We start from the raw sequence: 24,410 nt of genomic DNA, 5'->3' as shown, positions 1-24,410 counted from the left end.
GCAATCTTCTATTACAAATCTATAAATCTTAAACTTCTTCTACGTCCACTAAATGTGAGATAGTGTTAACCATACCTTTGATTGCTTCATTGGCAGGTTTTGTAACAGTACTATTCACTTTACCTAAACCTAACGCTTTAACTGTAGCACGTTGGTTTTGAGGACGTCCGATAACACTGCGTTTTAAAGTAATTTTTAATTCAGCCATTATTTTTGTCCTCCTTAACCGATAATTTCTTCTACAGATTTACCGCGAAGTGCTGCCACTTCTTCGGCACGTTTTAATTGTTTTAGACCTTCAACAGTTGCGCGAACAACGTTAATAGGTGTGTTTGAACCTAGTGATTTAGATGTAATATCTGCTACACCAGCTAATTCCAATACGGCACGAACTGGTCCACCAGCAGCTACCCCAGAACCTTCTACTGCAGGTTTCATAAGGATACGGCCGCCACCGAATACGCCAATTACTTCGTGCGGGATAGTAGAACCAACCATAGGCACTTCAACTAAGTTTTTCTTCGCGTCTTCTATTGCTTTACGGATAGCTTCAGGTACTTCTTGTGCTTTACCAGTACCGAAACCAACGTGTCCGTTTTTGTCACCGACAACAACTAAAGCTGCGAAACGTAAACGACGTCCACCTTTAACAACTTTTGTTACACGGTTGATCGCTACAACGCGGTCTTCTAATTCCAAATGTTTTGGATCAATATAAACCATGAATGGTGTTCCTCCTTCTCCTAAAATTCTAGTCCATTTTCACGAGCAGCTTCAGCTAAAGCTTGCACGCGGCCATGGTAAAGGTATCCACCACGGTCGAAGACTACTTTTTTAATGCCTTTTTCAGCGGCACGTTCAGCAACTAGTTTACCAACAGCTGCAGCTGTTTCTGTTTTTGTTCCACCTGAAATTTCTTTATCCAAGGCAGAGGCACTTGCTAGCGTCACACCCGCTACGTCATCAATGACTTGCGCGTAGATGTTTTTGTTAGAACGGAAAATGTTCAAGCGTGGGCACTCAGCAGTACCAGAGATTTTGTTACGTACACGACGATGTCTCTTTTGACGTGTTTTGTTTTTATCTGGTTTTGTAATCACAATTTTCACCTCTTTGATTTAATGTTTACTACTAATATTTCAAGCAGTCAGCAGATTACGGAAAAGAGAAGCTGGCAGACAAGACAAAAGCATTTTATTGGAAAAATCCCATAAAATGACAGTTGCTTGTTGTTGACTTCTGTTTTCTACACAGCTGTTATTATTTACCAGTTTTACCTTCTTTACGGCGTACAAATTCACCAACATAGCGAATCCCTTTGCCTTTATAAGGTTCTGGAGGACGAACGCCACGGATGTTAGCAGCTAATTCACCAACAACTTCTTTGTTGATGCCTTTAACGATAACTTGTGTGTTCGCAGGTACTTCAAATGTTACGCCTTCTGGTGCTGTCATTTCGACAGGATGAGAATAACCAACGTTTAAAGTTAATTTGTTGCCTTGTACTTGGGCACGGTATCCGACCCCGATAAGTTCAAGTGCTTTTTGGAAACCTTCAGAAACACCAACAACCATGTTGTTGAAGTTTGCACGAGTTGTTCCGTGGATTGTTTTCATTTCTTTTGAATCGTTTGGACGAGTGAATGTCACTTCGTTTCCTTCGATGTTCATTTTGATATCAGAAGAAAATTCGCGTGTTAATTCACCTTTAGGTCCTTTAACTGTAATGTTGTTTCCGTCTTGCTTGATTTCAACACCAGCAGGAAGAACAACAACTTTATTACCAATACGGCTCACTTAGAGACACCTCCTTGTGTATTTTTTAGAATTACCATACGTAGGCGATTACTTCGCCGCCGATATTTTTCGCTCTAGCTTCTTTGTCAGTAATTACACCCTCTGATGTAGAGATGATTGCAATTCCTAGACCGTTTAATACTTTTGGTACTTCGTCAGCTTTTACGTATGCACGTAAACCTGGTTTAGAAATACGTTTTAAGTTTGTGATAACACGTTCTTCGTTTTTACCATATTTTAGGAAAACACGGATTACGCCTTGTTTGTCATCTTCGATGTATTCTACGTCGCGGATAAATCCTTCACGTTTCAGGATTTCTGCGATATCACGTTTGATTTTTGAAGCAGGTACTTCTAAAGTTTCATGTTTAACCATGTTCGCATTACGAATGCGAGTTAGAAAATCTGCAATTGGATCTGTCATGACCATTGAACTATTTACCTCCTTTATGCGAGTTTACTTGTTTACCAGCTAGCTTTCTTCACGCCGGGAATTTGACCTTTATAGGCAAGTTCGCGGAAGCAAATACGGCAAAGATGAAATTTACGATAAACTGAATGTGGACGTCCACAACGTTCACAACGAGTATAAGCTTGTGTTGAATGTTTAGCAGGACGTTTGTTTTTAGCAATCATTGATTTTTTAGCCACGTAGTTCGCCTCCTTATATTATTTTTGGAATGGCATACCTAATTGTGCCAACAATTCGCGAGACTCTTCGTCAGTGTTCGCTGTTGTAACAATTACGATGTCCATACCGCGTACTTTATCTACTAAATCATAATCAACTTCTGGGAAGATTAATTGTTCTTTAATACCTAAAGTATAGTTACCACGACCATCGAAAGCTTTTTTGCTGACACCGTGGAAGTCACGTACACGAGGTAAAGAAACTGTTACTAATTTATCTAAAAATTCGTACATTCTTTCGCCGCGTAGCGTTACTTTCGCACCGATTGGCATTCCTTCACGTAAACGGAATCCAGCGATAGATTTTTTAGCTTTTGTGATAAGTGGTTTTTGACCAGTGATTAATGCTAATTCTTCAACAGCTTTGTCTAAGTTTTTAGCATTTGATACTGCATCACCCACACCCATGTTGATAACGATTTTATCAACTTTAGGTGTTTGCATAACTGAGCTGTAATTAAATTTTTCCACCAATGATGGTGTTACTTCTTTAATATATTTTTCTTTCAGGCGGTTCATTCAGTAAGCCCTCCTTCCGCAATTTTTATTTATCTAAAACTTCACCTGTTTTTTTAGAAACGCGGACTTTTTTGCCGTCGACTTCTTTAAACGCAACTTTAGTAGCTTCTCCGTTTGAAGGATCAATCACCATTACATTAGAAACATGAATTGGCGCTTCCACTTCAAGGATTCCACCTTGTGGGGCTGCTTGGTTTGGTTTTTGGTGTTTTTTAACGACGTTGACACCTTCAACGATAACTTTATCTTGTTTAGGAAACGCTGCTAAGACAACGCCTTCTTTGTTTTTATCTTTACCAGTGATAACTTTTACTTTATCGCCTTTTTTAACAAACATTACTGTTTCGCACCTCCTTTAACGTGGGCTCGAGATTATAATACTTCTGGTGCTAGAGAAACGATCTTCATGAAGTTGTTTTCACGTAATTCACGTGCAACTGGTCCGAAGATACGTGTTCCGCGTGGGCTTTTATCGTCACGGATAATTACCGCAGCATTTTCATCAAATTTGATGTAAGAACCGTCAGCACGACGAGCGCCAGATTTTGTACGAACGATAACGGCTTTAACTACTTCACCTTTTTTAACAACCCCACCTGGCGTTGCTTGTTTGACAGTAGCAACAATAACGTCACCGATGTTAGCAGTTTTACGACCAGATCCGCCTAGGACTTTGATCGTTAAAATTTCACGTGCGCCAGAATTGTCAGCGACTCTTAAACGACTTTCTTGTTGGATCACGATGTGTATCCCCCTTTCAGATTTTGTGCTTCAATCTATTAGGAAATTCTCGTTTTATTAGATAATAACTGCTTCTTCGACTACCTCTAGTAAACGGAAACGTTTTGTAGCTGATAATGGACGAGTTTCCATGATTTTTACGATGTCTCCAACTTTCGCTGTGTTGTTTTCATCATGCGCTTTATATTTTTTAGAATATTTCATACGTTTGCCATAGATAGGGTGGTTTTTCTTTGTTTCAACGACAACTGTGATTGTTTTATCCATTTTGTCTGATACCACGCGACCTTGGTAAACTTTACGTTGATTTCTTTCTTCAGTCATACGCGTTTGGCCTCCTTCCACTATTAGTTAGCTTGTTCACGCAATACTGTTTTGATGCGTGCAATCGATTGACGTACTTCTTTAATACGTGCAGTGTTTTCTAATTGACCTGTTGCTAATTGGAATCTTAAGTTGAACAATTCTTCTTTTAATTGTTTTTCTTTATCTAGCATTTCGGCAGTGGTTAATTCTCTGATTTCTTTAACCTTCATTCGATTCACCACCCATTTCCTCACGTTTTACGATCTTAGTTTTTACCGGCAATTTGTGAGATGCAAGACGAAGAGCTTCACGAGCTACTTCTTCAGGAACGCCTGCGATTTCAAACATGATTTTACCACGTTTAACTGGTGATACCCAGCCTTCTGGTGCCCCTTTACCTTTACCCATACGTACGCCGATAGCTTTACTTGTGTAAGACTTGTGAGGGAAAATTTTAATCCATACTTTCCCGCCACGTTTCATGTAACGAGTCATTGCAATACGGGCTGCTTCGATTTGACGGTTAGTAATCCAGTGAGATTCAGTTGCTTGTAAACCCCATTCACCAAATGCTACTTCTTTTCCGCCTTTAGCTTCACCGCGCATTTTTCCGCGGAATTCACGACGGTGTTTTACACGTTTAGGTACTAACATGATTATTTCCCTCCTTTCTCAGTGTTTTTTTTCGTTGGAAGAATTTCTCCACGATAGATCCACACTTTAACTCCTAGTTTTCCGTAAGTAGTGTCCGCTTCTTCCCATGCGTAATCAATGTCCGCACGTAATGTGTGAAGTGGTACAGTTCCTTCAGAGTATCCTTCTGAACGAGCGATATCCGCACCGTTTAGACGACCTGATACTTGAGTTTTGATTCCTTTAGCACCAGCACGCATTGCGCGTTGGATAGCTTGTTTTTGAGCACGACGGAAAGCAACACGGTTTTCTAATTGACGTGCAATTCCTTCGCCTACTAATTTTGCATCTAAATCTGGTTTTTTGATTTCAACGATGTTGATGTGAACTCGTTTGCCAGTTAATTTGTTTAATTCTTTTCTTAGGTTTTCGACTTCAGATCCGCCTTTACCGATAACCATACCTGGTTTAGCTGTGTGAATTGAAATGTTAACACGGTTTGCAGCGCGTTCGATTTCAATTGTAGATACAGCAGCATCAGCAAGTTTTGTTGCGATAAATTTACGGATTCTTAAATCTTCGTGTAAGAATTCAGCATACTCTTTTTCAGCATACCATTTCGCATCCCAGTCGCGGATGATGCCTACACGCATTCCAATTGGATGTACTTTTTGACCCACTGATTGTCCCTCCTCTTAAATGTTTAAGCTCTGTTTTCATAAAGAAAACAGCCTATTTCATGAGACTTATTTCTCTGTTACAACTACTGTGATGTGACTAGTACGTTTGTTGATTGGTGAAGCTGAACCTTTTGCACGAGGACGGAAACGTTTCATTGTTGGTCCTTCGTTAACAAATGCTTCAGATACGACTAAGCTTTCAACGTCTAAGTCAAAGTTGTTTTCTGCGTTAGCAACTGCTGACATTAAAACTTTTTCAATGATTCCAGCAGACTTGTTCGGTGTGAATTTCAAGATTGAAATTGCATCCGCAACGCTTTTCCCTCTGATAAGATCGATTACTAAACGTGCTTTACGAGGTGAAGTGCGAACTGTTTTTGCAGTTGCTTTAGCTGATGTAATTTGTTCTGACATTTGCATATCCTCCCCTCAAAATTAGCGTTTAGTTTTTTTATCGTCAGCAACGTGGCCACGATAAGTTCTAGTTGGTGCAAATTCACCTAATTTATGTCCTACCATGTCTTCTTGAATGTAAACAGGGACATGTTTCCGTCCATCATATACAGCGATTGTGAAACCTACGAATGATGGAAAAATTGTAGAGCGGCGAGACCAAGTTTTAATTACTTTTTTCTTTTCGGCACCTTGTTGTGCTTCGACCTTTTTCATCAAATGATCATCGACGAAAGGTCCTTTTTTTAAACTACGACCCATGGTGAACCTCCTCTCAAAATGTACGACACATGGTCAAAAAAATTATTTAGTACGACGACGAACGATAAGTTTGTCTGATTTAGCTTTTTTATTACGTGTTTTGTATCCAATTGCTGGTTGACCCCATGGAGATACTGGCGCTTTACGTCCAATTGGTGTTTTACCTTCACCACCACCGTGTGGGTGATCGTTAGGGTTCATTACGCTACCACGAACAGTTGGGCGTTTACGCATCCAACGAGAGCGGCCAGCTTTACCAATGTTGATTAATTCGTGTTGTTCGTTACCAACTGAACCGATTGTTGCACGGCAAGTTGCTAAGATCATACGAACTTCGCCAGAGTTTAAGCGGATTAATACGTATTTGCCTTCTTTACCAAGTACTTGCGCGCTTGTTCCAGCTGAACGAATTAATTGTCCACCTTTACCAGGTTTCATTTCAATGTTGTGGATAACTGTACCAACTGGAATGTTTTCCAATGGTAATGCGTTACCTACTTTAATATCTGCTTCTGGACCAGATACTAGGCGCATGCCTACTTCTAATCCTTTTGGTGCTAAGATGTATGCCTTAACCCCGTCTTCGTAATGAACTAACGCGATGTTAGCAGAACGGTTTGGATCGTACTCGATCGTTTTAACAACCGCTGCGACGTTATCTTTATTACGTTTGAAGTCAATCACACGGTATTGACGTTTGTGACCGCCACCTTGGTGACGAACCGTAATGCGACCGTTGTTGTTACGACCGGCATTGTTTTTTAATGGCTGTAACAATGATTTTTCTGGTGTTGAAGTTGTGATTTCAGCGAAATCAGAACTTGTCATGTTACGACGGCCATTTGTGGTAGGTTTGTACTTTTTAATCGCCACGTCTTATTTCCCTCCTACGTTGATATTGTTCAGGACTGCTTATTCAGCAGCTTCGAATAATTGAATTTCTTTTGAATCTTCAGTTAATGTAACGATCGCTTTGCGACGTTTTTTTGTATAACCTACATATTTACCCATGCGTTTGAATTTTGGACGCACGTTTAAGATGTTTACGTTTGCTACTTTAACATCGAATGCTGATTCAACAGCTTGTTTTACTAAAGTTTTGTTTGCGCGAGTGTCCACTTCGAAAGTATATTTCTTTTCGTCCATAGCTAACATGGATTTTTCAGTGATCACTGGGCGTTTGATTACGTCTAGTAATTCCATTATGCAAGCACCTCCTCAATTTGAGTAAGAGCTGTTTGTGTTGCCAAGACTTTGTTAGCTGACACAACATCTAACACACTAACGTTATCAGAAGTTACTACAGAAACGTTTGGTAAGTTACGAGCTGATAAAGCTGCAAAGTCGTTACCATTTTCTAAAACAACTAATACTTTAGTATCGATAGACAAGTTAGCAAGAACTTGTTTGAATTCTTTTGTTTTTGGTGCATCGAAGCTTAAACCTTCTACTGCTACCAAGTTATTTTCAGCAACTTTATCTGATAATACAGATTTCATTGCTAAGCGACGAACTTTTTTAGGAAGTTTGTAGCTGTATGAACGCGGTGTTGGTCCAAAGACTACGCCACCTCCACGCCATTGTGGTGAACGGATTGAACCTTGACGAGCACGACCAGTTCCTTTTTGACGCCATGGTTTGCGGCCACCGCCACGAACAGCGCTACGATTTTTAACTGCGTGTGTTCCTTGTCTTAATGAAGCACGTTGCATGATGATTGCATCATAGACAACACTTTCATTAGGTTCGATTCCGAAGATTTCTTCATTTAAAGTGATTTCACCGTTTTGAGTTCCATCTTGTTTGAATAATGCTACATTCGGCATTCCTTAGTTCCTCCTTTCCCTACACTTATTTAGCTTTCACAGCTGATTTGATTGTGATTAAAGATTTTTTCGCTCCAGGAATGTTTCCTTTGATTAAGATAACATTTCTTTCTACGTCCACTTTAACAACTTCAAGGTTTTGAATTGTTACGCGGTCGCCACCCATACGGCCGGCTAGTCGTTTATTTTTAAATACACGGTTAGGCGCTACTGGACCCATTGACCCAGGACGACGGTGATAACGAGAACCATGAGACATAGGTCCGCGGCTTTGGCCGTGACGTTTGATTGCCCCTTGGAATCCTTTACCTTTCGTAGTACCTGTAACATCAACAACGTCTCCTGCTTGGAAAACATCTACTTTGATTTCTTTACCTACTTCATATTCTCCTAGCTCAACATTCTTGAATTCTTTAATGAAGCGCTTAGGAGCCGTGTTTGCTTTTGCAACATGACCTTTCGCAGGTTTGTTTGATAAAACTTCACGTTTGTCTTGGTAACCAACTTGGATAGCTTCGTATCCGTCAGTTTCAACAGTTTTTACTTGTAAAACTACGTTTGGCGTAGCTTCAACTACTGTTACTGGAATTAATTCACCAGACTCAGTAAAGATTTGTGTCATTCCCACTTTTTTCCCTAAGATTCCTTTGGTCATGAGTACACCTCCATCTTAATTTTATAGTTTGATTTCAATATTAACACCAGACGGTAAGTCAAGCTTCATTAGAGCGTCAACTGTTTTTGGTGTTGGGTTCACAATGTCAATTAGACGTTTGTGAGTACGCATTTCGAATTGTTCGCGAGAATCTTTGTATTTATGAGTCGCACGAATAACTGTGTAAAGTGAGCGTTCTGTTGGTAATGGAATCGGACCTGATACGTCAGCTCCAGTTCTTTTTGCTGTTTCCACAATTTTATCCGCTGATTGATCTAAAATACGGTGTTCATACGCTTTTAAACGGATACGAATTTTTTGTTTTGCCATCTTGTTCCCTCCTTCGCCTATTTTAAAAGTAGACATAGCTCCACGAAAATTTATCCGGCATGCTCGTTCATGGCAAAGCGTCCGAGCGTGTCGCAACCTCTCGCTTCACAGCCGGCAAATCAAATCGTTGATCTACCAATGCTTTTTACACTCCTGTAAACAGCACCTTTTTGATTATACTATGAAAGGATAGTGTTAGCAAGGATTTTCTGCGTTTTTTTAAAAGAATTTTTTCTTGTTTTGAAAAGCATTTGTTTTGTTTTTCAATTCTTTTCATTCTATTTTTATAAAAAAAGAATTTGAGATTCTTTTTTTACCAGAATCTCAAATTCTTTCTTTTTTATTCTATTAACCAATCCGGCGCATTGGAATATCATTGTTATCTGGATGAACCAATAAATATTGAATAACATCAATATTGCTTGCTTGGAATGAGGCTGCACATGCTTGCAAATATAAGTCCCACATTCGATAGAAGCGCTCGCCTTTTTCGTCAACAATTTCTGTTTCTATATTATGGAAGTTTTTTGTCCAATGTTCCAACGTCAATTGATAATCTCTGCGCAAACTTTCCAAGTCAATCACTTGCAAGTCGTTTTCTGTCATATGGCCGACTAGCTCAGTGACACCAGGAATATAGCCACCTGGGAAAATATAACGATTAATCCAAGCATTTTTAGCCCCACCTTGTTGGCGACTGATCCCATGAATCAACGCCGTACCTTTAGGCGCTAAATTTCGCTGAACGACATCAAAATATTCATGTAGATTTTCCGCACCGACATGTTCAAACATCCCAACACTCGTAATATGGTCAAAAGACTCTCCTTTTAAATCACGATAATCCATCAATTTGACAGTCATTCGATCTTGTAGACCTTCTTTTTCTATAATATGGCGAATATGATGAAATTGCTCTTCACTTAATGTAATCCCAGTTGCTTTGGCTCCATATTCTTTCACCGCAGTTAAAATTAACGTGCCCCAGCCGCAGCCAATATCCAGTAAAGTGTCGCCCTCTTTGATAAACAATTTATCTAAAATATGATGAACTTTATTCACTTGCGCTTGTTCTAATGTATCTTCAGGCGTTTTAAAATAAGCACATGAATACGTCATTGTTTGGTCAAGCCATTTTTTGTAAAAATCATTTCCTAGATCGTAATGGCTGTGAATATCCTCTTGCGAACGTTTTTTTGAATGACTTTCTTTAGGAAGCCATTTAATAAATTTAGCATTGTGTAAAAAGCTATCCTTTTGGTTATACACATCATAAATCAGCGCTTGGATATCGCCTTCGATTTCAATTTTGCGATCCATGTAGGCTTCCCCTAAAGTTAACGAAGCGTTATTCAGTAAATCCTTCACAGGAATTTTTTCATTGAATACAATTTTAAAAACCGGATCCCCCGACCCTTGCCCATACTCTTTGACGGTACCATCCCAGTATGTGACTTGTGTCTTTTTTGAAAAAGACCATTTAAACAGTTGACTGTACGTTTCTTTTTCTAACATTGCATTCCCTCCATTAAATACCATTTGAAGCCAAAACAAAAAGAAGTCGCTTTCCGGTAGTTCGTCAAAACAAACACCACAGTCCGTTCTAAACTGAAGCACAGAAAAGTTATCACCCCTTCTATGTTCCGCTTCTTTTTTGCAATTACAGTTCTATTCTACTCCTCTTTTAAAAATTTGAACATTCTTTTAACGTAATACCTACTATTGTTATTCTTTATCACAAAAAAACTAGAGCCAGTCCTTGACAGACTCCTCTAGTTCTAAATATTATGCTTTCTTACGCATCCGTTGTTCCGCATGAGTGTAAGCGCCATGCCACACGTGCCCCACATAAGGATTAACTTGAATACCGTGTTTAATCGCCGCTGCTACAAATTTTTTCGCTAAAGTTACTGCTTCTAACACCGAATAACCTTTCGCCAAGCCAGCTGTGATTGCCGCTGAAAAAGTACAACCTGCACCATGATTATAATCAGTTGGATATAATTCATTTTCCAAAAGATGCGCGGTGTGACCATCGTAAAATAAGTCCAGTGCTTTTTCACCAGCTAAGCGATGTCCCCCTTTAACCACGACATGCTTGGCTCCCATTTGTACAATTCGTTTTGCCGCTTCTTCCATCTCCGCCACGGAAGAAATTTCGCCTAAACCAGATAAGATGCCCGCTTCAATTAAATTAGGCGTGGCAACTAATGCTAATGGCAGTAAATCGTTTTTAGGCCTTCCACACTTTTGGGTTGCAGAATTTGTGCCGTTCCCTTACAAGCAATGACTGGGTCAATCACGACTTTTTGAATTTTTTCTTGTTTAATGTACTTACTAGCCATTTTAATATTTTGTTCATTACCCATCATCCCTGTTTTCAAAGCCGCTACTGGACCGCCTGCAAAAACCGAAATCAATTGTTTTTCTAAGAGCGTTTCTGGCAATTCAGTTACTTCATGTGACCAACCTGTCGTAGGATCCATCGTCACAATCGAGGTTAAACTTGAAAATCCAAAAACTCCATACTCTTCAAATGTTTTTAAATCTGCTTGAATCCCTGCCCCTCCAGTTGAATCGGAGCCTGCAATCGTCAATACTTTTTCCATTAAATCACCTAACCTTTTTCTCCAAGTATACGGAAGAAACAAGTCTGCTAAAACAGCCAATTGGCTTATTTTTTAGCCAGCCAATTTCTAAACAAAAAAAAGACCAGAGAATAAATTCTCTGGTCTTACGTCCGAATACCCCAGTTTTTCACGCTGGTTAAAGCTATAGTTAAAAAGTTAATTATTTAACGATTTCAGTAACAACGCCTGAACCTACAGTACGTCCGCCTTCACGAATAGAGAAACGAGTTCCGTCTTCGATAGCGATTGGGTGAATTAATTCAACGTCCATAGCAACGTTATCACCAGGCATTACCATTTCAGTACCTTCTGGCAATTCTACAACACCAGTAACGTCTGTTGTACGGAAGTAGAATTGAGGACGATAGTTAGTGAAGAATGGAGTGTGACGTCCGCCTTCTTCTTTTGATAATACGTATACTTCAGCTTTGAATTTTGTGTGTGGAGTGATTGTAGCTGGTTTAGCTAATACTTGTCCACGTTCGATATCTTCACGTGCAACACCACGTAATAAAGCACCGATGTTGTCGCCTGCTTCAGCGTAGTCTAATAATTTACGGAACATTTCAACACCTGTAACAGTTGTTTTAGATGTTTCGTCTTTAATACCAACGATTTCAACTTCGTCACCAACGCGAACTTCACCACGTTCAACACGGCCTGTAGCAACAGTACCACGTCCAGTGATTGAGAATACGTCTTCGACTGGCATCATGAATGGTTTGTCAGTATCACGTTCTGGAGTTGGGATATATTCGTCAACTGCAGCCATTAATTCTAAGATTTTTTCTTCATAAGACTCGTCGCCTTCTAAAGCTTTCAAAGCAGAACCTGCGATAACTGGAACATCATCGCCTGGGAAATCGTATTCTGATAATAAGTCACGAACTTCCATTTCTACTAATTCTAATAATTCTTCGTCATCAACCATATCCATTTTGTTTAAGAATACAACGATGTATGGTACACCAACGTTACGTGATAATAAGATATGTTCACGTGTTTGAGGCATAGGACCATCAGCAGCAGAAACTACTAAGATAGCTCCGTCCATTTGAGCAGCACCAGTGATCATGTTTTTAACGTAGTCCGCGTGTCCTGGGCAGTCAACGTGTGCATAGTGACGAGTTTCAGTTTCATATTCGATATGAGAAGTGTTGATTGTGATTCCACGTTCTTTTTCTTCTGGAGCGTTATCGATAGAATCGTAGCTTTGTGCTTCCCCGCCACCGTGTTTTGATAATACAGTAGCAATTGCAGCTGTTAATGTAGTTTTACCATGGTCAACGTGTCCGATAGTACCAATGTTAACATGGGATTTAGAACGGTCAAATTTTTCTTTTGCCATTTTGAATGTTCCTCCTAAAAATATAAATTTTATTGTTTGTTTTATATGTGATAGACGTTACTAAAAATCGTCTGATCATCATAAGCTATTTTACACGAAATCTTGAAAAAAGGATAGTTCTAAAAACAAACCTTTTATTCTCAAGGAAAATTATGCGTTGCCGCCGTTTTTCTTGATGATTTCTTCTTGAACAGACTTAGGTACGTCTTCATAGTGGTCAAATACCATCATAAATGTACCGCGTCCTTGTGTTGCTGAACGTAATGTTGTAGCATAACCAAACATTTCAGCTAAAGGTACCATCGCATTAACGATTTGAGAGTTACCGTGTGCTTCCATACCTTCAACACGTCCACGACGACTTGTTACGTGTCCCATGATATCACCTAAGTAATCTTCAGGAACAGTAATTGTAACTTTCATCATTGGTTCTAAAATAACTGGGTTTGCATTTTTAGCCGCAGCTTTCAATGCCATAGAAGCAGCTACACGGAAGGCCGTTTCATTTGAATCGACATCGTGGTATGAACCATCGTAAAGTTTTGCTTTGATATCAACTAATGGATAACCAGCAAGAACACCGTTGTTCATAGAGTCTTCTAACCCTTTTTCAACTGCTGGGATGTATTCACGAGGAACCACACCACCGACAATTGCGTTTTCAAACTCGAAGCCTTTACCTTCTTCATTTGGTGTAAATTCAACCCATACGTGACCGTATTGTCCTTTACCACCAGACTGACGAACGAATTTACCTTCTGCTTTAGTCGCAGCACGGAATGTTTCGCGGTAAGATACTTGAGGAGCACCTACGTTAGCTTCAACTTTGAATTCACGTTTCATACGGTCTACTAAAACGTCTAAGTGCAATTCACCCATACCAGAGATAACTGTTTCACCAGTTTCAACGTTTGTTTCAACGCGGAATGATGGATCTTCTTCAGCAAGTTTTTGTAGAGCCACGCCCATTTTATCTTGGTCAGCTTTTGATTTAGGTTCAACAGCGACTTGGATAACTGGGTCAGGGAATTCAATAGATTCAAGAATAACTGGTGCATCTAATGCACATAATGTATCACCAGTTGTTGTGTCTTTTAGACCAACAGCAGCAGCGATATCACCAGAGTACACTTTGTCAATTTCTTGACGAGTGTTGGCGTGCATTTGTAGGATACGACCGATACGTTCTTTTTTGCCTTTTGAAGCGTTCAATACGTATGAACCACTTTCAAGGACACCAGAATAAACACGGAAGAAAGTTAAACGACCTACGAATGGGTCAGTCATAACTTTAAATGCTAATGAAGCGAAAGGTGCTTCGTCATCAGCTGGACGAGTTGTTTCTTCGTCTGTTTTAGTATCGATCCCTTTGATAGCATCGATATCTAATGGAGATGGTAAGTAATCAAGAACAGCGTCCAACATTAATTGAACCCCTTTATTCTTGAATGCTGAACCAGCTAATACAGGGAAGAACTCAACGTTGATTGTTGCTTGACGGATACCAGCGACTAATTCTTCTTCAGTGATTTCTTCACCTTCAAGATATTTCATCATTAAGTCTTCGTCAGTTTCAGCAACAGCTTCAACTAATTTTTCGCGCCATTCTTGCGCTTTTTCTAAATAATCTTCAGGAATATCAGTTTCTTGAATATCTGTTCCCAAATCATTTGTGTAGATTTCAGCTTTCATTTTAATCAAGTCAATGATTCCAGTGAAGTCTTCTTCAGCTCCGATTGGAATTTGAATTGGATGAGCGTTTGCTTGTAAACGATCATGTAATGATTCTACTGAATAGAAGAAGTCCGCACCGATTTTATCCATTTTGTTACAGAATACAATACGAGGAACTTTATATTCAGTCGCTTGACGCCAAACAGTTTCTGTTTGAGGTTCTACACCTGATTGAGAGTCAAGAACTGTTACCGCACCATCTAATACGCGTAGAGAACGTTGTACTTCAATTGTGAAGTCCACGTGTCCTGGAGTATCGATGATATTTACACGGTAGCCTTTCCACTGTGCAGTTGTCGCAGCGGATGTAATCGTGATACCACGTTCTTGTTCTTGTTCCATCCAGTCCATTTGTGAAGCACCTTCATGGGTTTCACCGATTTTATGGATTTTACCAGTGTAGTACAAGATACGCTCAGTTGTTGTTGTTTTACCAGCATCAACGTGGGCCATGATACCAATGTTACGAGTTTTTTCAAGTGAAAATTCTCTTGCCATTTTGTATGTTTACTCCTCTCTTTATTTAAATCGATTGTAAATTGACTTTCTGCTGCCACTTTACGCGACAGACAGAGAGGATCTTACCAACGATAATGAGCAAATGCGCGGTTTGCGTCTGCCATTTTGTGTGTGTCTTCGCGTTTTTTAACAGAAGCGCCAGTGTTGTTAGCAGCATCCATGATTTCTTTCGCTAGACGTTCTTCCATTGTGTGTTCACCACGTAGACGTGCGTAGTTAACTACCCAACGTAAACCTAAAGTTGTACGACGTTCTGGACGAACTTCAACTGGTACTTGGTAGTTAGAACCCCCAACACGACGTGCTTTAACTTCAAGAACAGGCATAACGTTTTTCATTGCTTGTTCAAAAACTTCCAATGGATCGTTACCTGTAGATTCTTTGATGATATCAAATGAATTATAGATAATGTTAGCAGCAATCCCGCGTTTACCGTCAACCATTACACGGTTGATTAAGCGAGTTACTAATTTTGAGTTATAAATTGGATCTGGTAAAACATCACGTTTTGCAACAGGACCTTTACGAGGCATCCGTAACTCCTCCTTCCGAAATATGATTTTTCAAGTTGTTATTGTCTTATTATAATTAAGCTTTAGGACGTTTTGTACCGTATTTAGAGCGGCTTTGTTTACGGTCGTTAACACCGGCAGTATCAAGCGCACCACGAACGATATGGTAACGTACCCCTGGTAAGTCTTTTACACGTCCACCACGTAATAATACCACGCTGTGTTCTTGTAAGTTGTGACCGATACCTGGGATATAAGCTGTAACTTCGATTAAGTTTGACAAACGAACACGGGCATATTTACGTAAAGCTGAGTTCGGTTTTTTAGGTGTCATCGTACCCACACGTGTACAAACTCCACGTTTTTGCGGAGAGTTAACGTTTGTTTGAGTTTTCTTAAAACTGTTATATCCTTTGTTTAAGGCTGGTGAATCAGATTTTTCTACTTTAGATTTACGAGGTTTACGTACTAATTGGTTAATTGTAGGCATTCCTTGTTCTCCTCCTTCCTTACTTCGCTTCTAGTTCCACACATCCAGGTGGTTCTTTTTTCGCGATAAAAAATAATGCAATCTCTGCACTCTTTATCAAATATGCTTTGATAGACAGTCAGCACGTCCCTATAAGGAACCTGTAGATAAAGCACCTTTGTTAGGATACCACGATAAGTATCAGCTGTCAACCCTCTTCTTTCGCCTTTCGAAAAAAAGCTTTTCCTTCTATTTAAACGTACTTTTCCTTTAAAAATTTTTATGACTTTTTCAAAAACTTTCTATCTTTTTTAGTTAAATAACGGTACAATATCTTTGACTATTGAAGGGGGCGGAAAACAGCGATGAATCTGAAACAAATGGTAGGAATCGAAGCTGCAAAATATGTAGAAGACGGCATGATTGTCGGTTTGGGTACTGGCTCAACAGCAAAATTTATGGTAGACGAAATTGGTCGTCGCGTAAAAGAAGAAGGATTGTCAATCGTAGGGGTTACTACTTCAAAAGAAACAGAGAAACAAGCCTTGGCCTTGGGCATTCCTTTAAAAAGTATTGATGAGGTTCCGTATGTGGATCTTACGATTGATGGCGCCGATGAAATCAGCGCTGATTTTCAAGGAATCAAAGGCGGTGGCGCTGCCTTACTTTTTGAAAAAATTGTGGCCACTTATTCAAAGAAATGTATTTGGATTGTGGATAAATCAAAAATGGTGGACGATTTAGGGGCTTTCCCACTTCCTGTTGAGGTTGTCCCTTATGGCAGCTGCCAACTAGTGCATTTATTTAAAGAAAAAGGCTATCACCCAGCACTTCGTCTAAACGCTGCTGGCGAAACATTAATAACAGATGGAGGCCACCATATCATCGATTTGCATTTAGAAAAAATTACAGATCCAGAAGCTTTAGGTTCTTATTTAGACAACTTGGTTGGCGTCGTTGAACACGGCTTATTTTTAAATATGGTTTCTATGGTAATCGTCGGTTATGAAGATGGACCGAAAACCTTACATGTTCCCGCACGTTAAGAATGTGTGAAAAAAGATTATTTATATAGGAAGGATAATATATGAAACGAATTGGTTATGCACGCACAACTATTATTGAAGACGATTTAAAAAATCAACTAACCACTCTCCAATCGTTTGGTTGTGATGATATTTTCCAAGAGACATTTGATCCTCAAGCGGAGATCAGTGTCTTAGACGAAGTCGAAAAACTTCTTTCTGCTGGGGATACACTTATTGTTTGTAAATTGCACCATTTAGGTAAAACAACCCGCCAATTAACAGACTTTATGAAAATGTTAAAGGAAAAACAAGTTGATTTTGTCAGCATTTCAGAAGGAATTGATACTCACCTTCCAACAGGTGAAGCCTATTTCCAATTAATGGAGAGCTTATCTGCGATGGAATGTGCACTAATTAAAGAACGAACACTCGTCGGGCTCCACAAAGCTCGTGAAAACGGAAAAGTAGGTGGACGTCCAAAAATCGATGGACGCACCGTCCGCAAAATCCGTGCATTATATTATGAAAACAAAGAAACAATCCAATTTATTTCTAATAAATGCGGCGTTTCGGTGGGCACTTGTTATAAGTACATCAATTTACCTGAGACAGATGTCGAGCGGCTGTATTCCTAAGAATAAAAAAGAAGTCCTTCAGATGTAGCGACCCCAAAAAGTTAGACTTTTTATAGAGTGGATTTTTCCACTCTATTTTTTATGCAGTTTTTTGATTGAATTGTCGAAATTCTACTGGGCTTTTCCAGTTAAGTTTTTCTTTGATTCGGTGATGATTGTAATAATAAATGTAGTTCTCAATTGCTTCTATCAATTCATTTTGACTTTGATAGATTTTTCCATAGTACACTTCTTGTTTTAGGATACTGAAGAAATTCTCCATAGGAGAATTATCTAAACAGGTTCCTTTTCGAGACATACTTTGAAAGATATTGTTGTCCTTTAATGTTTGTATATAGACATTCATTTGATAAGCCCAGCCTTGATCAGAGTGAAAGGTGCGCCGATAGGGACAATCATTTGTTTGAGAAATTGCTTCTTTCAGACCTTTCATAACTGTTTTACCATTTGGTTGAGTAGAAAGGCTATAGCTTAGAATTTCACTATTATACATATCCATAAATGGATCTAAGTATAGTTTTTTCTGACGAAAGATGCCTGCGTTATCTGCTTCAAAGTACTTAAATTCAGTTGTATCAGTTGTAATTTTTTGATGAGGAACAGAGGTTTTAAATCGGCGACGAATCAAATTTTTAGCGATTTTACCAACGATTCCTTTATAGGAATTATATTTTCTGGATTTCTTAGTAAAAGCTTTGACTTGTAACTTTAACTTTTGTATTAATCGCTGGACTTTCTTTTTATTCACTTGAAATCCACGTCGTTTCAATTCTTGGGTTATCCTTCTATAGCCATAATGTTGATGTTTTTTACGAATCGCTTGAATTTCTTCTTCAATGATTTGTGTTGAAGCTGTTCTGTCGAGGCGTTTTTGCCAGTACATGTAAGTAGATTTTGGAAACCTTAGGGTTTCCAAAATATCTTTTAATCGAAAGCGTCTTCGGAGACTGTGAATGATTCGTGCGATTCGTTCATTTTTTGTTCGTCCTCTAAACGCAGTCTCCTCAATTCTTTTAAATAGGCATTCTCAATTTTTAACATTCTATTTTCTTTTTCTAGTTTCTCTACTTGAGATCGTTCACTTGGTAGTGGTTGGGGTTCATTTCGTTTCTTTTTAGACATGGTAGGTGGACGTCCTTTCTGTTTAGAGAGTCCCTCTATACCAAACTTCTGATACGTTCTAAGCCAATTCGCAATCAATGATGGATTGTTCATTTTTAGAAGATTAGCTACTTCTTGATAGGACAACTCTGTTGTTAAATATAACTCTATCGCATCTAGCTTAAATTGAACAGAGTAATTCTTATTTTTTCGACTGCGAAGTAGGCCTTCTTCACCAAGTTCTTTATAGGCATTTATCCATTTGCTTATTTGAGAACTATCTTTAAACCCATACTTCTTTGCGAGAAACCTTAGACCTCCTTGACCAGATAAGTAGTCATGAACAAGTTTAAGTTTAAATTCAAAACTGTATTTTGCCATACAAAAAAACCTCCAAAAGTTAGATTTCTAGGTCTAACTTTTGGGGGTCGGCTCACAGATGGGGCTTCTTTTTTGATTCGATTTCACTCTAATTTTTCAGCAACTTTCACGTTTTTTTACTATTTTCCATTGGAAATCTTGCGCAAAACGGTGTACAATAAACGTGGAAATCTTATTTTCAGAAAACTAAACTCAAAGGAGAGCTTATACATGCCAAAATTAGTTTTTTCTCGTCATGGACTTAGCGAATGGAATGCCTTAAACCAATTTACTGGATGGGCTGACGTAGATTTAGCACCTGAAGGTGTTGAAGAAGCAAAAGAAGGCGGCCGTAAAATTAAAGAAGCAGGCATCGAATTCGACGTTGCTTATACTTCTGTTTTAACTCGTGCCATCAAAACTTGTAACTATTTACTAGAATACTCAGATCAATTATGGGTACCTCAAATCAAATCTTGGCGCTTAAACGAACGTCACTATGGTAAATTACAAGGACTAAACAAAAAAGAAACTGCTGAAAAATACGGAGACGAACAAGTCCACATCTGGCGTCGTTCTTACGATACTCTTCCTCCATTAATGGAAGCAACAGATGAAGGTTCTGCAGCAAACGACCGTCGTTATGCAATGTTAGACCAACGCGATATTCCTGGTGGCGAAAACTTGAAAGTTACTTTGGAACGTGCATTACCATTCTGGCAAGATGAAATTGCGCCAGCTTTAAAAGACAACAAAACTGTCTTAGTAGCGGCTCATGGTAATTCATTACGTGCTTTAGCTAAACACATCGAAGGCATTTCTGATGAAGATATTATGGATCTTGAAATCCCAACAGGTAAACCATTAGTTTATGAATTAAACGATGATTTAACTGTGAAAGAAAAATACTACTTATAAGAACTTGTTTCTTATTAACAAAAGCGGTTTGCCAAGGCAAACCGCTTTTTTATGGATTAAATAAATTGACTTTCGGTTAAACAATCTTTATAAATCGCTACTATGTCCGCTACATCCAATGGTACATAAGCCTTTTCGGCAATTGCACTATGGGCCACAGCTTGTTGTGCCATTTCTTCAAATTTATCTGCTTCGATACCAACTTCTGGTAATGTCATTGGAATGCCACAAGCCACAAAGTAATCATATAATGCTTGAATACCTTTTTTCGCTGCTACTTCCTCTTCTTGTTCGACTATTCCCCAAACATTTCGAGCAAACTGTGCAAACTTGCCTACGGTTTGTTCAGACAAAACGTAATTCATCCAACGAGGCGTTAAAATTGCTAAGCCAATCCCATGCGTAATGTCATAAAACGCACTTAATTCATGTTCCATTGGGTGACAAGACCAAACACCTTGTTTGCCGCGCCCTGTTAAACCATTTAAGGCTAAACTACTTGCCCACATTAAATTAGCACGTGCATCATAATCTTCTGGATTTTCTAAAGCAATAGGACAATTTTTGATAACCGTTCGCATTAAGCCTTCTGACACAAAATCTTGGACGTCCGTGCCTGTCGAAATACTAAAATAGTTTTCAATCAAATGACTGAAAATATCCGCTGAGCCAGCTGCTGTTTGATTTTGAGGAACCGTAAAAGTATTCGTTGGATCCAAGAACGAAACTTTTGGAATCATATTCGGACCACCAAAGCCTAATTTTTGATTGGTTTCTAAGTTAGAAATGACAGCACCTGCGTTCATTTCACTACCTGTTGCTGCTAAAGTCAAGATGGTCACTATTGGTAAAGCAGGACCAGTATACCCTTTTCTGGCTGCAATAACTGTCCAGATATCTTCTTCCGAATAAAAGCCCGCAGCAATTGCTTTGGAACAATCAATGGTCGAACCACCGCCAACTGCTAAAATAACATCGACTTGGTTTTCTTTACACAACTCAATTCCTTTTCTAACGGTTTCAATGCGCGGGTTTGGTTCGACACCGCTCAACTCAATCAATGTATGCCCGTTTTTTTGGGCCAAATCAGTAATTTGTTGGTACAAGCCATTACGTTTGATACTACCGCCACCATAAACAAGTAAGACATTTTTGCCAAATTGATCTAACACAGCAGGTAATTCGTCTAAACGATCTTTCCCAAAACGGATGTCTGTTGGTACATAAAAATTAAAGTTTTCCATTCTTTCATCCTCCATTCAATCCTCTTACGCATTTATCATACTATTTTTTCAAAAATCCGCCAATAAAAAAGCCGAGCAAATGACAGTTGCTTTCACAACGACCGATTGACCCAGCTTTTGATTCTTTTTTATAACGAATCGCTTGTTTTGATTAACAAATAAAGAAAATAAGGCGCACCGATGATCGCAACAATAATCCCTGCAGGCATTTCTCCATTGCCAGGCAATAGCCGACCAATCGTATCACTAACCAATAAAAGTAAACTCCCAAACAACGCCGCCAATGGCAATACCTGTTTTTGTTGCGTAAAACCACATTTGCGAGCAATATGTGGCGCAAGTAAACCTAAAAAATTAATTCCCCCTGTAACGGAAATCGCTGATGCCGCCAACATCACCGCTAACAGCAACGAAACGATTCGTTCTTTTTTCACAGCAATACCTACAGAAATAGCTGTTTCGTCCCCCAATTGTAAAATATCCAACAGACGATGACGCTTCATCGCAAAAAAGAACCCAATGACTAGCCAAGGCAACAAAGCGCCCACAAAGAACCAATTACTGCCCCAGATACTGCCTGCTTGCCACACTGTAACAAAACGGTACTTTTCAGTGTCAATTTTTGATGTAATTAATAAGGTGAGTGCTGAAATACCCGTACTCAAAATGACACCCGCTAAGACCATTCGAACTGGCGTCAATCCTAAACGATGATGATACGCGATTACCAAAATCCCAACAGCCGCTAGCAAGCCGCCAACTAAGGCCACGAGCGGAAGTGCAAACGTTGTGATACTTGTCGTCTCAACAAAACTAATAAACAAAATCACTGCCAAACCCGCACCCGCATTAATGCCTAAAATCCCAGTATCTGCTAACGGATTCCGAGTAATCCCTTGAAGAATAGCGCCGCTTAAGCCTAAAGCTGCGCCCGCTAGGACCGCAAGCACAATCCGTGGTAACCGAAAATCCCAAACTAACAGTTGTTTGGCCTGACTTCCCTGTCCCAAAAGAAGGGCTTTTAAATCCATGACGGAAACAGATAATTCCCCTTGCGTTAAACTGATACAAGCAGTTAGGATAATCCCAACTATTAAGATAGCCACCCAACGAGACACTTTTTTCTGTGTCATCCTAGTTGCCCTCCTTTACGAAATAAATAAAGAAAGAATGGGATGCCAATTAAGGCCGTGATAATCCCAAATGGTGTTTCAAAAGGCGGATTCACCATTCGAGCGATTAAATCTGCCACCAAAACGAGGAGCGTACCGCCTAACGCTGAGAACGGAATCAAGCGACGGTAATTTTCTCCAGAAACTGTTCGCATCACATGAGGCACCACCAAACCAACAAAACTGACCGAGCCAACCAGCGCCACAGACAATCCTGATAAAAGCAAAATCGTTATACTGGCAAACAACCGAATACGCTGCGGATTTCGCCCCAAACCAATTGTTGCATCATCGCCAAACCGTAAAATAGTCACCGACGGACTAATCAGAATTGCTAATGCAAATGCGCCCAGAAAGATAGGAACGACTATTTTTAATTGTGCCCAAGAAATAACGCTGACACCGCCAAGAAACCAAAACGTTAACTCTTGACTCAAATTGAACTGAATGGCTAAGAATTGACTAAATGATAAAAAAAGGGCACTAATACCAGCCCCCACCAAGGTCAGACGCATGGGGCTTGCTCCTCGAATTGAATGATTAGAAAGATAATAAATCAGTGCCACACTCACGCCGGCACCAAGAAAAGAAACAACTAAAAGCCACCAATAACTTGCCTGAGGGAGGAAAGCAAAAACAAGCGCTAAGCCCAAGCCAGCTCCAGCATTGATACCCAGCAAGCCAGAATCTGCCAATGGGTTTTGTGTAATCCCTTGCGCTAACGCCCCACTCACCGCTAAACTTGCTCCCACAAAAGCGGCCCCTAAAATCCGCGGCAACCGAACCGTTTGGATGACTTGATGCGCTTGATTGGTCGCATCGAAGTGCCTAAATGATTCAATAATCGTTTGAATCGAAACCGACGTCGCACCAAACATCAATGACAGAAGCATTGTCCCAATTAGCAAAAAAAGACAGACAAGTAACACTTGCCATTGGTGTCTATAAAATCCGCTTATGCCTTTCATCCATCCAGCTCCATTTCCATCAACTCATAAGAAAGTACTAGTGGCCGCTGTGTCTGACTATGATAACTAATTTCTGCTTGAATAGCGAAAACATCTGCTAAGCCAGTAACAGTAATCACTTCTTGCGGTGTTCCCTCATTGATAATCTTTCCCTCTTTCATCGCAATCACGCGATCAGAAAAACGAGAAGCTAAATTAATATCATGAATCGTCATCACGATGGTTTTCTGATGTTCTTGATTAATTCGTTTTAACACATTTAAAATTTCTAGCTGATGCGCTGGATCCAAATAGGTGGTCGGTTCATCTAAAATTAAAATATCTGTATCCTGCACTAGCGCCATAGCAATCCAAACCCGTTGCCGTTGTCCACCTGATAAAATTGCCACAGACTCTCTAGCTAACTCAGTTAAGCCTGTTAATTCTAATGCCCATTGTATGTACTCTTGATCTTCTGCGGTGACGCTTTTCCAGCCCGATTGATAAGGATATCGCCCGAAAGAGACGAGGTCAAAAACAGATAAATCGATTGTATTTTCTGGCGTTTGTGATAAGATCGCTAGTTCTTGCGCCACTTCTTTTGAAGAAAAATGTTGAAGTTCTTGGTTCTTAATGAACACCTTGCCTTTCTCAGCTAGCAAAATACGCGCAAGTGTTTTTAACAAGGTCGATTTGCCACAACCATTTGGTCCAATAATACTTGTAATAGTTCCCGCTTCAAATGAACAGTTCAGCGCTTCACTAATCACTTGACGACCATATCCTGTAGTTAAGTCCTCTGCCTCTAAATAATTCATAACCATTCCTCTTTAATTTTTCTGTCGTTATTTTACATTTATTGAGAATCGTTCTCACTCATTGTTCCTTGATTATAAAAGACC

At 39.5% G+C, this 24,410-nt stretch carries 32 protein-coding genes and 2 pseudogenes; 3 read left to right on the top strand and 31 right to left on the bottom strand.

The window, feature by feature from the left end:
• Positions 1-28: 28 nt before the first annotated feature.
• The 26 genes and pseudogenes from rpmD to rpsL all read right to left on the bottom strand — a co-directional run bounded on the left by rpmD (position 29) and on the right by rpsL (position 16,124).
• On the bottom strand, positions 29-208 hold the full coding sequence (rpmD, locus tag PYW42_RS00810) for a 50S ribosomal protein L30 (RefSeq protein ID WP_002356220.1): 180 nt from the start codon (positions 206-208) through the stop codon (positions 29-31).
• A 14-nt stretch (positions 209-222) separates the two neighbouring features.
• Complete coding sequence (gene rpsE / locus PYW42_RS00805) at positions 223-723, bottom strand: 30S ribosomal protein S5 (RefSeq protein ID WP_002356219.1); 501 nt, start codon at positions 721-723, stop codon at positions 223-225.
• Positions 724-743: 20 nt separating this feature from the next.
• A complete protein-coding gene (gene rplR / locus PYW42_RS00800) occupies positions 744-1,100 on the bottom strand; it encodes a 50S ribosomal protein L18 (protein WP_002356218.1) in 357 nt (118 codons plus the stop codon).
• A gap of 160 nt (positions 1,101-1,260) precedes the next feature.
• Complete coding sequence (gene rplF / locus PYW42_RS00795) at positions 1,261-1,797, bottom strand: 50S ribosomal protein L6 (RefSeq protein WP_002356217.1); 537 nt, start codon at positions 1,795-1,797, stop codon at positions 1,261-1,263.
• Positions 1,798-1,828: 31 nt separating this feature from the next.
• On the bottom strand, positions 1,829-2,227 hold the full coding sequence (gene rpsH / locus PYW42_RS00790; protein WP_002356215.1) for a 30S ribosomal protein S8: 399 nt from the start codon (positions 2,225-2,227) through the stop codon (positions 1,829-1,831).
• Between the two features lie 35 nt (positions 2,228-2,262).
• Positions 2,263-2,448, bottom strand: a complete 186-nt coding sequence (locus tag PYW42_RS00785) for a type Z 30S ribosomal protein S14 (protein WP_002356214.1) — start codon at positions 2,446-2,448, stop codon at positions 2,263-2,265.
• 18 nt (positions 2,449-2,466) lie between these two features.
• Positions 2,467-3,006, bottom strand: coding sequence for a 50S ribosomal protein L5 (gene rplE / locus PYW42_RS00780; protein ID WP_002356213.1), 540 nt, complete (start codon positions 3,004-3,006; stop codon positions 2,467-2,469).
• 25 nt (positions 3,007-3,031) lie between these two features.
• The gene (rplX, locus tag PYW42_RS00775) at positions 3,032-3,343 is read right to left on the bottom strand and encodes a 50S ribosomal protein L24 (RefSeq protein WP_002356212.1); all 312 of its coding nucleotides are present in this window, start codon (positions 3,341-3,343) and stop codon (positions 3,032-3,034) included.
• Between the two features lie 35 nt (positions 3,344-3,378).
• On the bottom strand, positions 3,379-3,747 hold the full coding sequence (gene rplN / locus PYW42_RS00770) for a 50S ribosomal protein L14 (protein WP_002356211.1): 369 nt from the start codon (positions 3,745-3,747) through the stop codon (positions 3,379-3,381).
• 57 nt (positions 3,748-3,804) lie between these two features.
• Positions 3,805-4,071: a 30S ribosomal protein S17 gene (gene rpsQ / locus PYW42_RS00765; protein ID WP_002359348.1), complete on the bottom strand. Its 267-nt coding sequence runs from the start codon at positions 4,069-4,071 to the stop codon at positions 3,805-3,807.
• Between the two features lie 23 nt (positions 4,072-4,094).
• Positions 4,095-4,283, bottom strand: a complete 189-nt coding sequence (gene rpmC / locus PYW42_RS00760; RefSeq protein WP_002383858.1) for a 50S ribosomal protein L29 — start codon at positions 4,281-4,283, stop codon at positions 4,095-4,097.
• Positions 4,273-4,707, bottom strand: a complete 435-nt coding sequence (rplP, locus tag PYW42_RS00755; RefSeq protein WP_002356208.1) for a 50S ribosomal protein L16 — start codon at positions 4,705-4,707, stop codon at positions 4,273-4,275. The genes rpmC and rplP overlap by 11 nt, the downstream gene beginning before the upstream one ends.
• 2 nt (positions 4,708-4,709) lie before the next feature.
• Complete coding sequence (rpsC, locus tag PYW42_RS00750) at positions 4,710-5,366, bottom strand: 30S ribosomal protein S3 (RefSeq protein ID WP_002356207.1); 657 nt, start codon at positions 5,364-5,366, stop codon at positions 4,710-4,712.
• Between the two features lie 66 nt (positions 5,367-5,432).
• Positions 5,433-5,780: a 50S ribosomal protein L22 gene (gene rplV / locus PYW42_RS00745; protein WP_002356206.1), complete on the bottom strand. Its 348-nt coding sequence runs from the start codon at positions 5,778-5,780 to the stop codon at positions 5,433-5,435.
• A gap of 21 nt (positions 5,781-5,801) precedes the next feature.
• Positions 5,802-6,080: a 30S ribosomal protein S19 gene (gene rpsS / locus PYW42_RS00740; protein WP_002356205.1), complete on the bottom strand. Its 279-nt coding sequence runs from the start codon at positions 6,078-6,080 to the stop codon at positions 5,802-5,804.
• A gap of 42 nt (positions 6,081-6,122) precedes the next feature.
• A complete protein-coding gene (gene rplB, locus PYW42_RS00735; protein ID WP_002356204.1) occupies positions 6,123-6,953 on the bottom strand; it encodes a 50S ribosomal protein L2 in 831 nt (276 codons plus the stop codon).
• A gap of 39 nt (positions 6,954-6,992) precedes the next feature.
• On the bottom strand, positions 6,993-7,283 hold the full coding sequence (locus PYW42_RS00730; protein WP_002389538.1) for a 50S ribosomal protein L23: 291 nt from the start codon (positions 7,281-7,283) through the stop codon (positions 6,993-6,995).
• Positions 7,283-7,906, bottom strand: coding sequence for a 50S ribosomal protein L4 (rplD, locus tag PYW42_RS00725; protein WP_002356200.1), 624 nt, complete (start codon positions 7,904-7,906; stop codon positions 7,283-7,285). Before rplD ends, PYW42_RS00730 begins: the two co-directional genes overlap by 1 nt.
• 25 nt (positions 7,907-7,931) lie before the next feature.
• Positions 7,932-8,561: a 50S ribosomal protein L3 gene (gene rplC / locus PYW42_RS00720; protein ID WP_002356199.1), complete on the bottom strand. Its 630-nt coding sequence runs from the start codon at positions 8,559-8,561 to the stop codon at positions 7,932-7,934.
• Between the two features lie 21 nt (positions 8,562-8,582).
• Positions 8,583-8,891, bottom strand: a complete 309-nt coding sequence (gene rpsJ / locus PYW42_RS00715; RefSeq protein ID WP_002389727.1) for a 30S ribosomal protein S10 — start codon at positions 8,889-8,891, stop codon at positions 8,583-8,585.
• Between the two features lie 348 nt (positions 8,892-9,239).
• Positions 9,240-10,406 (bottom strand): SAM-dependent methyltransferase, encoded by a 1,167-nt coding sequence (locus PYW42_RS00710; RefSeq protein ID WP_002389616.1) that lies wholly within the window; start codon positions 10,404-10,406, stop codon positions 9,240-9,242.
• A 270-nt stretch (positions 10,407-10,676) separates the two neighbouring features.
• Positions 10,677-11,500 (bottom strand): annotated as a pseudogene (thiD, locus tag PYW42_RS00705) (bifunctional hydroxymethylpyrimidine kinase/phosphomethylpyrimidine kinase).
• Between the two features lie 181 nt (positions 11,501-11,681).
• Positions 11,682-12,869, bottom strand: coding sequence for an elongation factor Tu (gene tuf / locus PYW42_RS00700; protein WP_002356194.1), 1,188 nt, complete (start codon positions 12,867-12,869; stop codon positions 11,682-11,684).
• Positions 12,870-13,019: 150 nt separating this feature from the next.
• Positions 13,020-15,101 carry an elongation factor G gene (gene fusA, locus PYW42_RS00695; RefSeq protein ID WP_002356192.1) on the bottom strand — a complete coding sequence of 694 codons (2,082 nt, stop codon included), beginning with the start codon at positions 15,099-15,101 and terminating at the stop codon, positions 13,020-13,022.
• A gap of 83 nt (positions 15,102-15,184) precedes the next feature.
• The gene (gene rpsG / locus PYW42_RS00690) at positions 15,185-15,655 is read right to left on the bottom strand and encodes a 30S ribosomal protein S7 (protein ID WP_002356191.1); all 471 of its coding nucleotides are present in this window, start codon (positions 15,653-15,655) and stop codon (positions 15,185-15,187) included.
• A gap of 55 nt (positions 15,656-15,710) precedes the next feature.
• Positions 15,711-16,124, bottom strand: coding sequence for a 30S ribosomal protein S12 (rpsL, locus tag PYW42_RS00685; RefSeq protein WP_002356190.1), 414 nt, complete (start codon positions 16,122-16,124; stop codon positions 15,711-15,713).
• Positions 16,125-16,468: 344 nt separating this feature from the next.
• Here rpsL and rpiA point away from each other — a divergent pair, with 344 nt between their 5' ends.
• Both rpiA and PYW42_RS00675 read left to right on the top strand, forming a co-directional pair.
• Positions 16,469-17,149 carry a ribose-5-phosphate isomerase RpiA gene (gene rpiA / locus PYW42_RS00680; RefSeq protein WP_002364531.1) on the top strand — a complete coding sequence of 227 codons (681 nt, stop codon included), beginning with the start codon at positions 16,469-16,471 and terminating at the stop codon, positions 17,147-17,149.
• A gap of 41 nt (positions 17,150-17,190) precedes the next feature.
• Positions 17,191-17,766: a recombinase family protein gene (locus PYW42_RS00675; protein WP_002356188.1), complete on the top strand. Its 576-nt coding sequence runs from the start codon at positions 17,191-17,193 to the stop codon at positions 17,764-17,766.
• A 79-nt stretch (positions 17,767-17,845) separates the two neighbouring features.
• Here PYW42_RS00675 and PYW42_RS00670 read toward each other — a convergent pair.
• Positions 17,846-19,248: pseudogene (locus PYW42_RS00670) on the bottom strand (IS3 family transposase).
• A gap of 210 nt (positions 19,249-19,458) precedes the next feature.
• On the opposite strand from PYW42_RS00670, the gene gpmA reads away from it, so the two are divergent.
• Positions 19,459-20,145: a 2,3-diphosphoglycerate-dependent phosphoglycerate mutase gene (gene gpmA, locus PYW42_RS00665; protein ID WP_002359343.1), complete on the top strand. Its 687-nt coding sequence runs from the start codon at positions 19,459-19,461 to the stop codon at positions 20,143-20,145.
• A 56-nt stretch (positions 20,146-20,201) separates the two neighbouring features.
• Here the strand turns inward: gpmA and PYW42_RS00660 are convergent, their stop codons facing one another.
• The 4 genes from PYW42_RS00660 to PYW42_RS00645 all read right to left on the bottom strand — a co-directional run bounded on the left by PYW42_RS00660 (position 20,202) and on the right by PYW42_RS00645 (position 24,332).
• On the bottom strand, positions 20,202-21,404 hold the full coding sequence (locus PYW42_RS00660) for an iron-containing alcohol dehydrogenase (RefSeq protein ID WP_002386357.1): 1,203 nt from the start codon (positions 21,402-21,404) through the stop codon (positions 20,202-20,204).
• A gap of 113 nt (positions 21,405-21,517) precedes the next feature.
• A complete protein-coding gene (locus tag PYW42_RS00655; protein WP_010816080.1) occupies positions 21,518-22,522 on the bottom strand; it encodes a FecCD family ABC transporter permease in 1,005 nt (334 codons plus the stop codon).
• A complete protein-coding gene (locus tag PYW42_RS00650; RefSeq protein WP_002363472.1) occupies positions 22,519-23,529 on the bottom strand; it encodes a FecCD family ABC transporter permease in 1,011 nt (336 codons plus the stop codon). Before PYW42_RS00650 ends, PYW42_RS00655 begins: the two co-directional genes overlap by 4 nt.
• A complete protein-coding gene (locus PYW42_RS00645; protein WP_002411438.1) occupies positions 23,526-24,332 on the bottom strand; it encodes an ABC transporter ATP-binding protein in 807 nt (268 codons plus the stop codon). The genes PYW42_RS00650 and PYW42_RS00645 overlap by 4 nt, the downstream gene beginning before the upstream one ends.
• Positions 24,333-24,410 lie beyond the last annotated feature (78 nt).

This window comes from Enterococcus faecalis, assembly GCF_029024925.1.
GTDB lineage: Bacteria > Bacillota > Bacilli > Lactobacillales > Enterococcaceae > Enterococcus > Enterococcus faecalis.
This window is presented reverse-complemented; position numbering and strand designations above follow the sequence as displayed.

Bases quoted from the DNA above. Each gene is read 5' to 3' on its own strand.
- rpmD (WP_002356220.1), bottom strand. From the start codon at position 208: ATGGCTGAATTAAAAATTACTTTAAAACGCAGTGTTATCGGACGTCCT.
- rpsE (WP_002356219.1), bottom strand. From the start codon at position 723: ATGGTTTATATTGATCCAAAACATTTGGAATTAGAAGACCGCGTTGTA.
- rpsH (WP_002356215.1), bottom strand. From the start codon at position 2,227: ATGGTCATGACAGATCCAATTGCAGATTTTCTAACTCGCATTCGTAAT.
- rplE (WP_002356213.1), bottom strand. From the start codon at position 3,006: ATGAACCGCCTGAAAGAAAAATATATTAAAGAAGTAACACCATCATTG.
- rplX (WP_002356212.1), bottom strand. From the start codon at position 3,343: ATGTTTGTTAAAAAAGGCGATAAAGTAAAAGTTATCACTGGTAAAGAT.
- rpsQ (WP_002359348.1), bottom strand. From the start codon at position 4,071: ATGACTGAAGAAAGAAATCAACGTAAAGTTTACCAAGGTCGCGTGGTA.
- rpmC (WP_002383858.1), bottom strand. From the start codon at position 4,283: ATGAAGGTTAAAGAAATCAGAGAATTAACCACTGCCGAAATGCTAGAT.
- rplP (WP_002356208.1), bottom strand. From the start codon at position 4,707: ATGTTAGTACCTAAACGTGTAAAACACCGTCGTGAATTCCGCGGAAAA.
- rplV (WP_002356206.1), bottom strand. From the start codon at position 5,780: ATGTCAGAACAAATTACATCAGCTAAAGCAACTGCAAAAACAGTTCGC.
- rpsS (WP_002356205.1), bottom strand. From the start codon at position 6,080: ATGGGTCGTAGTTTAAAAAAAGGACCTTTCGTCGATGATCATTTGATG.
- PYW42_RS00730 (WP_002389538.1), bottom strand. From the start codon at position 7,283: ATGGAATTACTAGACGTAATCAAACGCCCAGTGATCACTGAAAAATCC.
- rplD (WP_002356200.1), bottom strand. From the start codon at position 7,906: ATGCCGAATGTAGCATTATTCAAACAAGATGGAACTCAAAACGGTGAA.
- rplC (WP_002356199.1), bottom strand. From the start codon at position 8,561: ATGACCAAAGGAATCTTAGGGAAAAAAGTGGGAATGACACAAATCTTT.
- rpsJ (WP_002389727.1), bottom strand. From the start codon at position 8,891: ATGGCAAAACAAAAAATTCGTATCCGTTTAAAAGCGTATGAACACCGT.
- PYW42_RS00710 (WP_002389616.1), bottom strand. From the start codon at position 10,406: ATGTTAGAAAAAGAAACGTACAGTCAACTGTTTAAATGGTCTTTTTCA.
- tuf (WP_002356194.1), bottom strand. From the start codon at position 12,869: ATGGCAAAAGAAAAATTTGACCGTTCTAAATCCCATGTTAACATTGGT.
- fusA (WP_002356192.1), bottom strand. From the start codon at position 15,101: ATGGCAAGAGAATTTTCACTTGAAAAAACTCGTAACATTGGTATCATG.
- rpsG (WP_002356191.1), bottom strand. From the start codon at position 15,655: ATGCCTCGTAAAGGTCCTGTTGCAAAACGTGATGTTTTACCAGATCCA.
- rpsL (WP_002356190.1), bottom strand. From the start codon at position 16,124: ATGCCTACAATTAACCAATTAGTACGTAAACCTCGTAAATCTAAAGTA.
- rpiA (WP_002364531.1), top strand. From the start codon at position 16,469: ATGAATCTGAAACAAATGGTAGGAATCGAAGCTGCAAAATATGTAGAA.
- PYW42_RS00675 (WP_002356188.1), top strand. From the start codon at position 17,191: ATGAAACGAATTGGTTATGCACGCACAACTATTATTGAAGACGATTTA.
- gpmA (WP_002359343.1), top strand. From the start codon at position 19,459: ATGCCAAAATTAGTTTTTTCTCGTCATGGACTTAGCGAATGGAATGCC.
- PYW42_RS00660 (WP_002386357.1), bottom strand. From the start codon at position 21,404: ATGGAGGATGAAAGAATGGAAAACTTTAATTTTTATGTACCAACAGAC.
- PYW42_RS00655 (WP_010816080.1), bottom strand. From the start codon at position 22,522: ATGACACAGAAAAAAGTGTCTCGTTGGGTGGCTATCTTAATAGTTGGG.
- PYW42_RS00650 (WP_002363472.1), bottom strand. From the start codon at position 23,529: ATGAAAGGCATAAGCGGATTTTATAGACACCAATGGCAAGTGTTACTT.
- PYW42_RS00645 (WP_002411438.1), bottom strand. From the start codon at position 24,332: ATGGTTATGAATTATTTAGAGGCAGAGGACTTAACTACAGGATATGGT.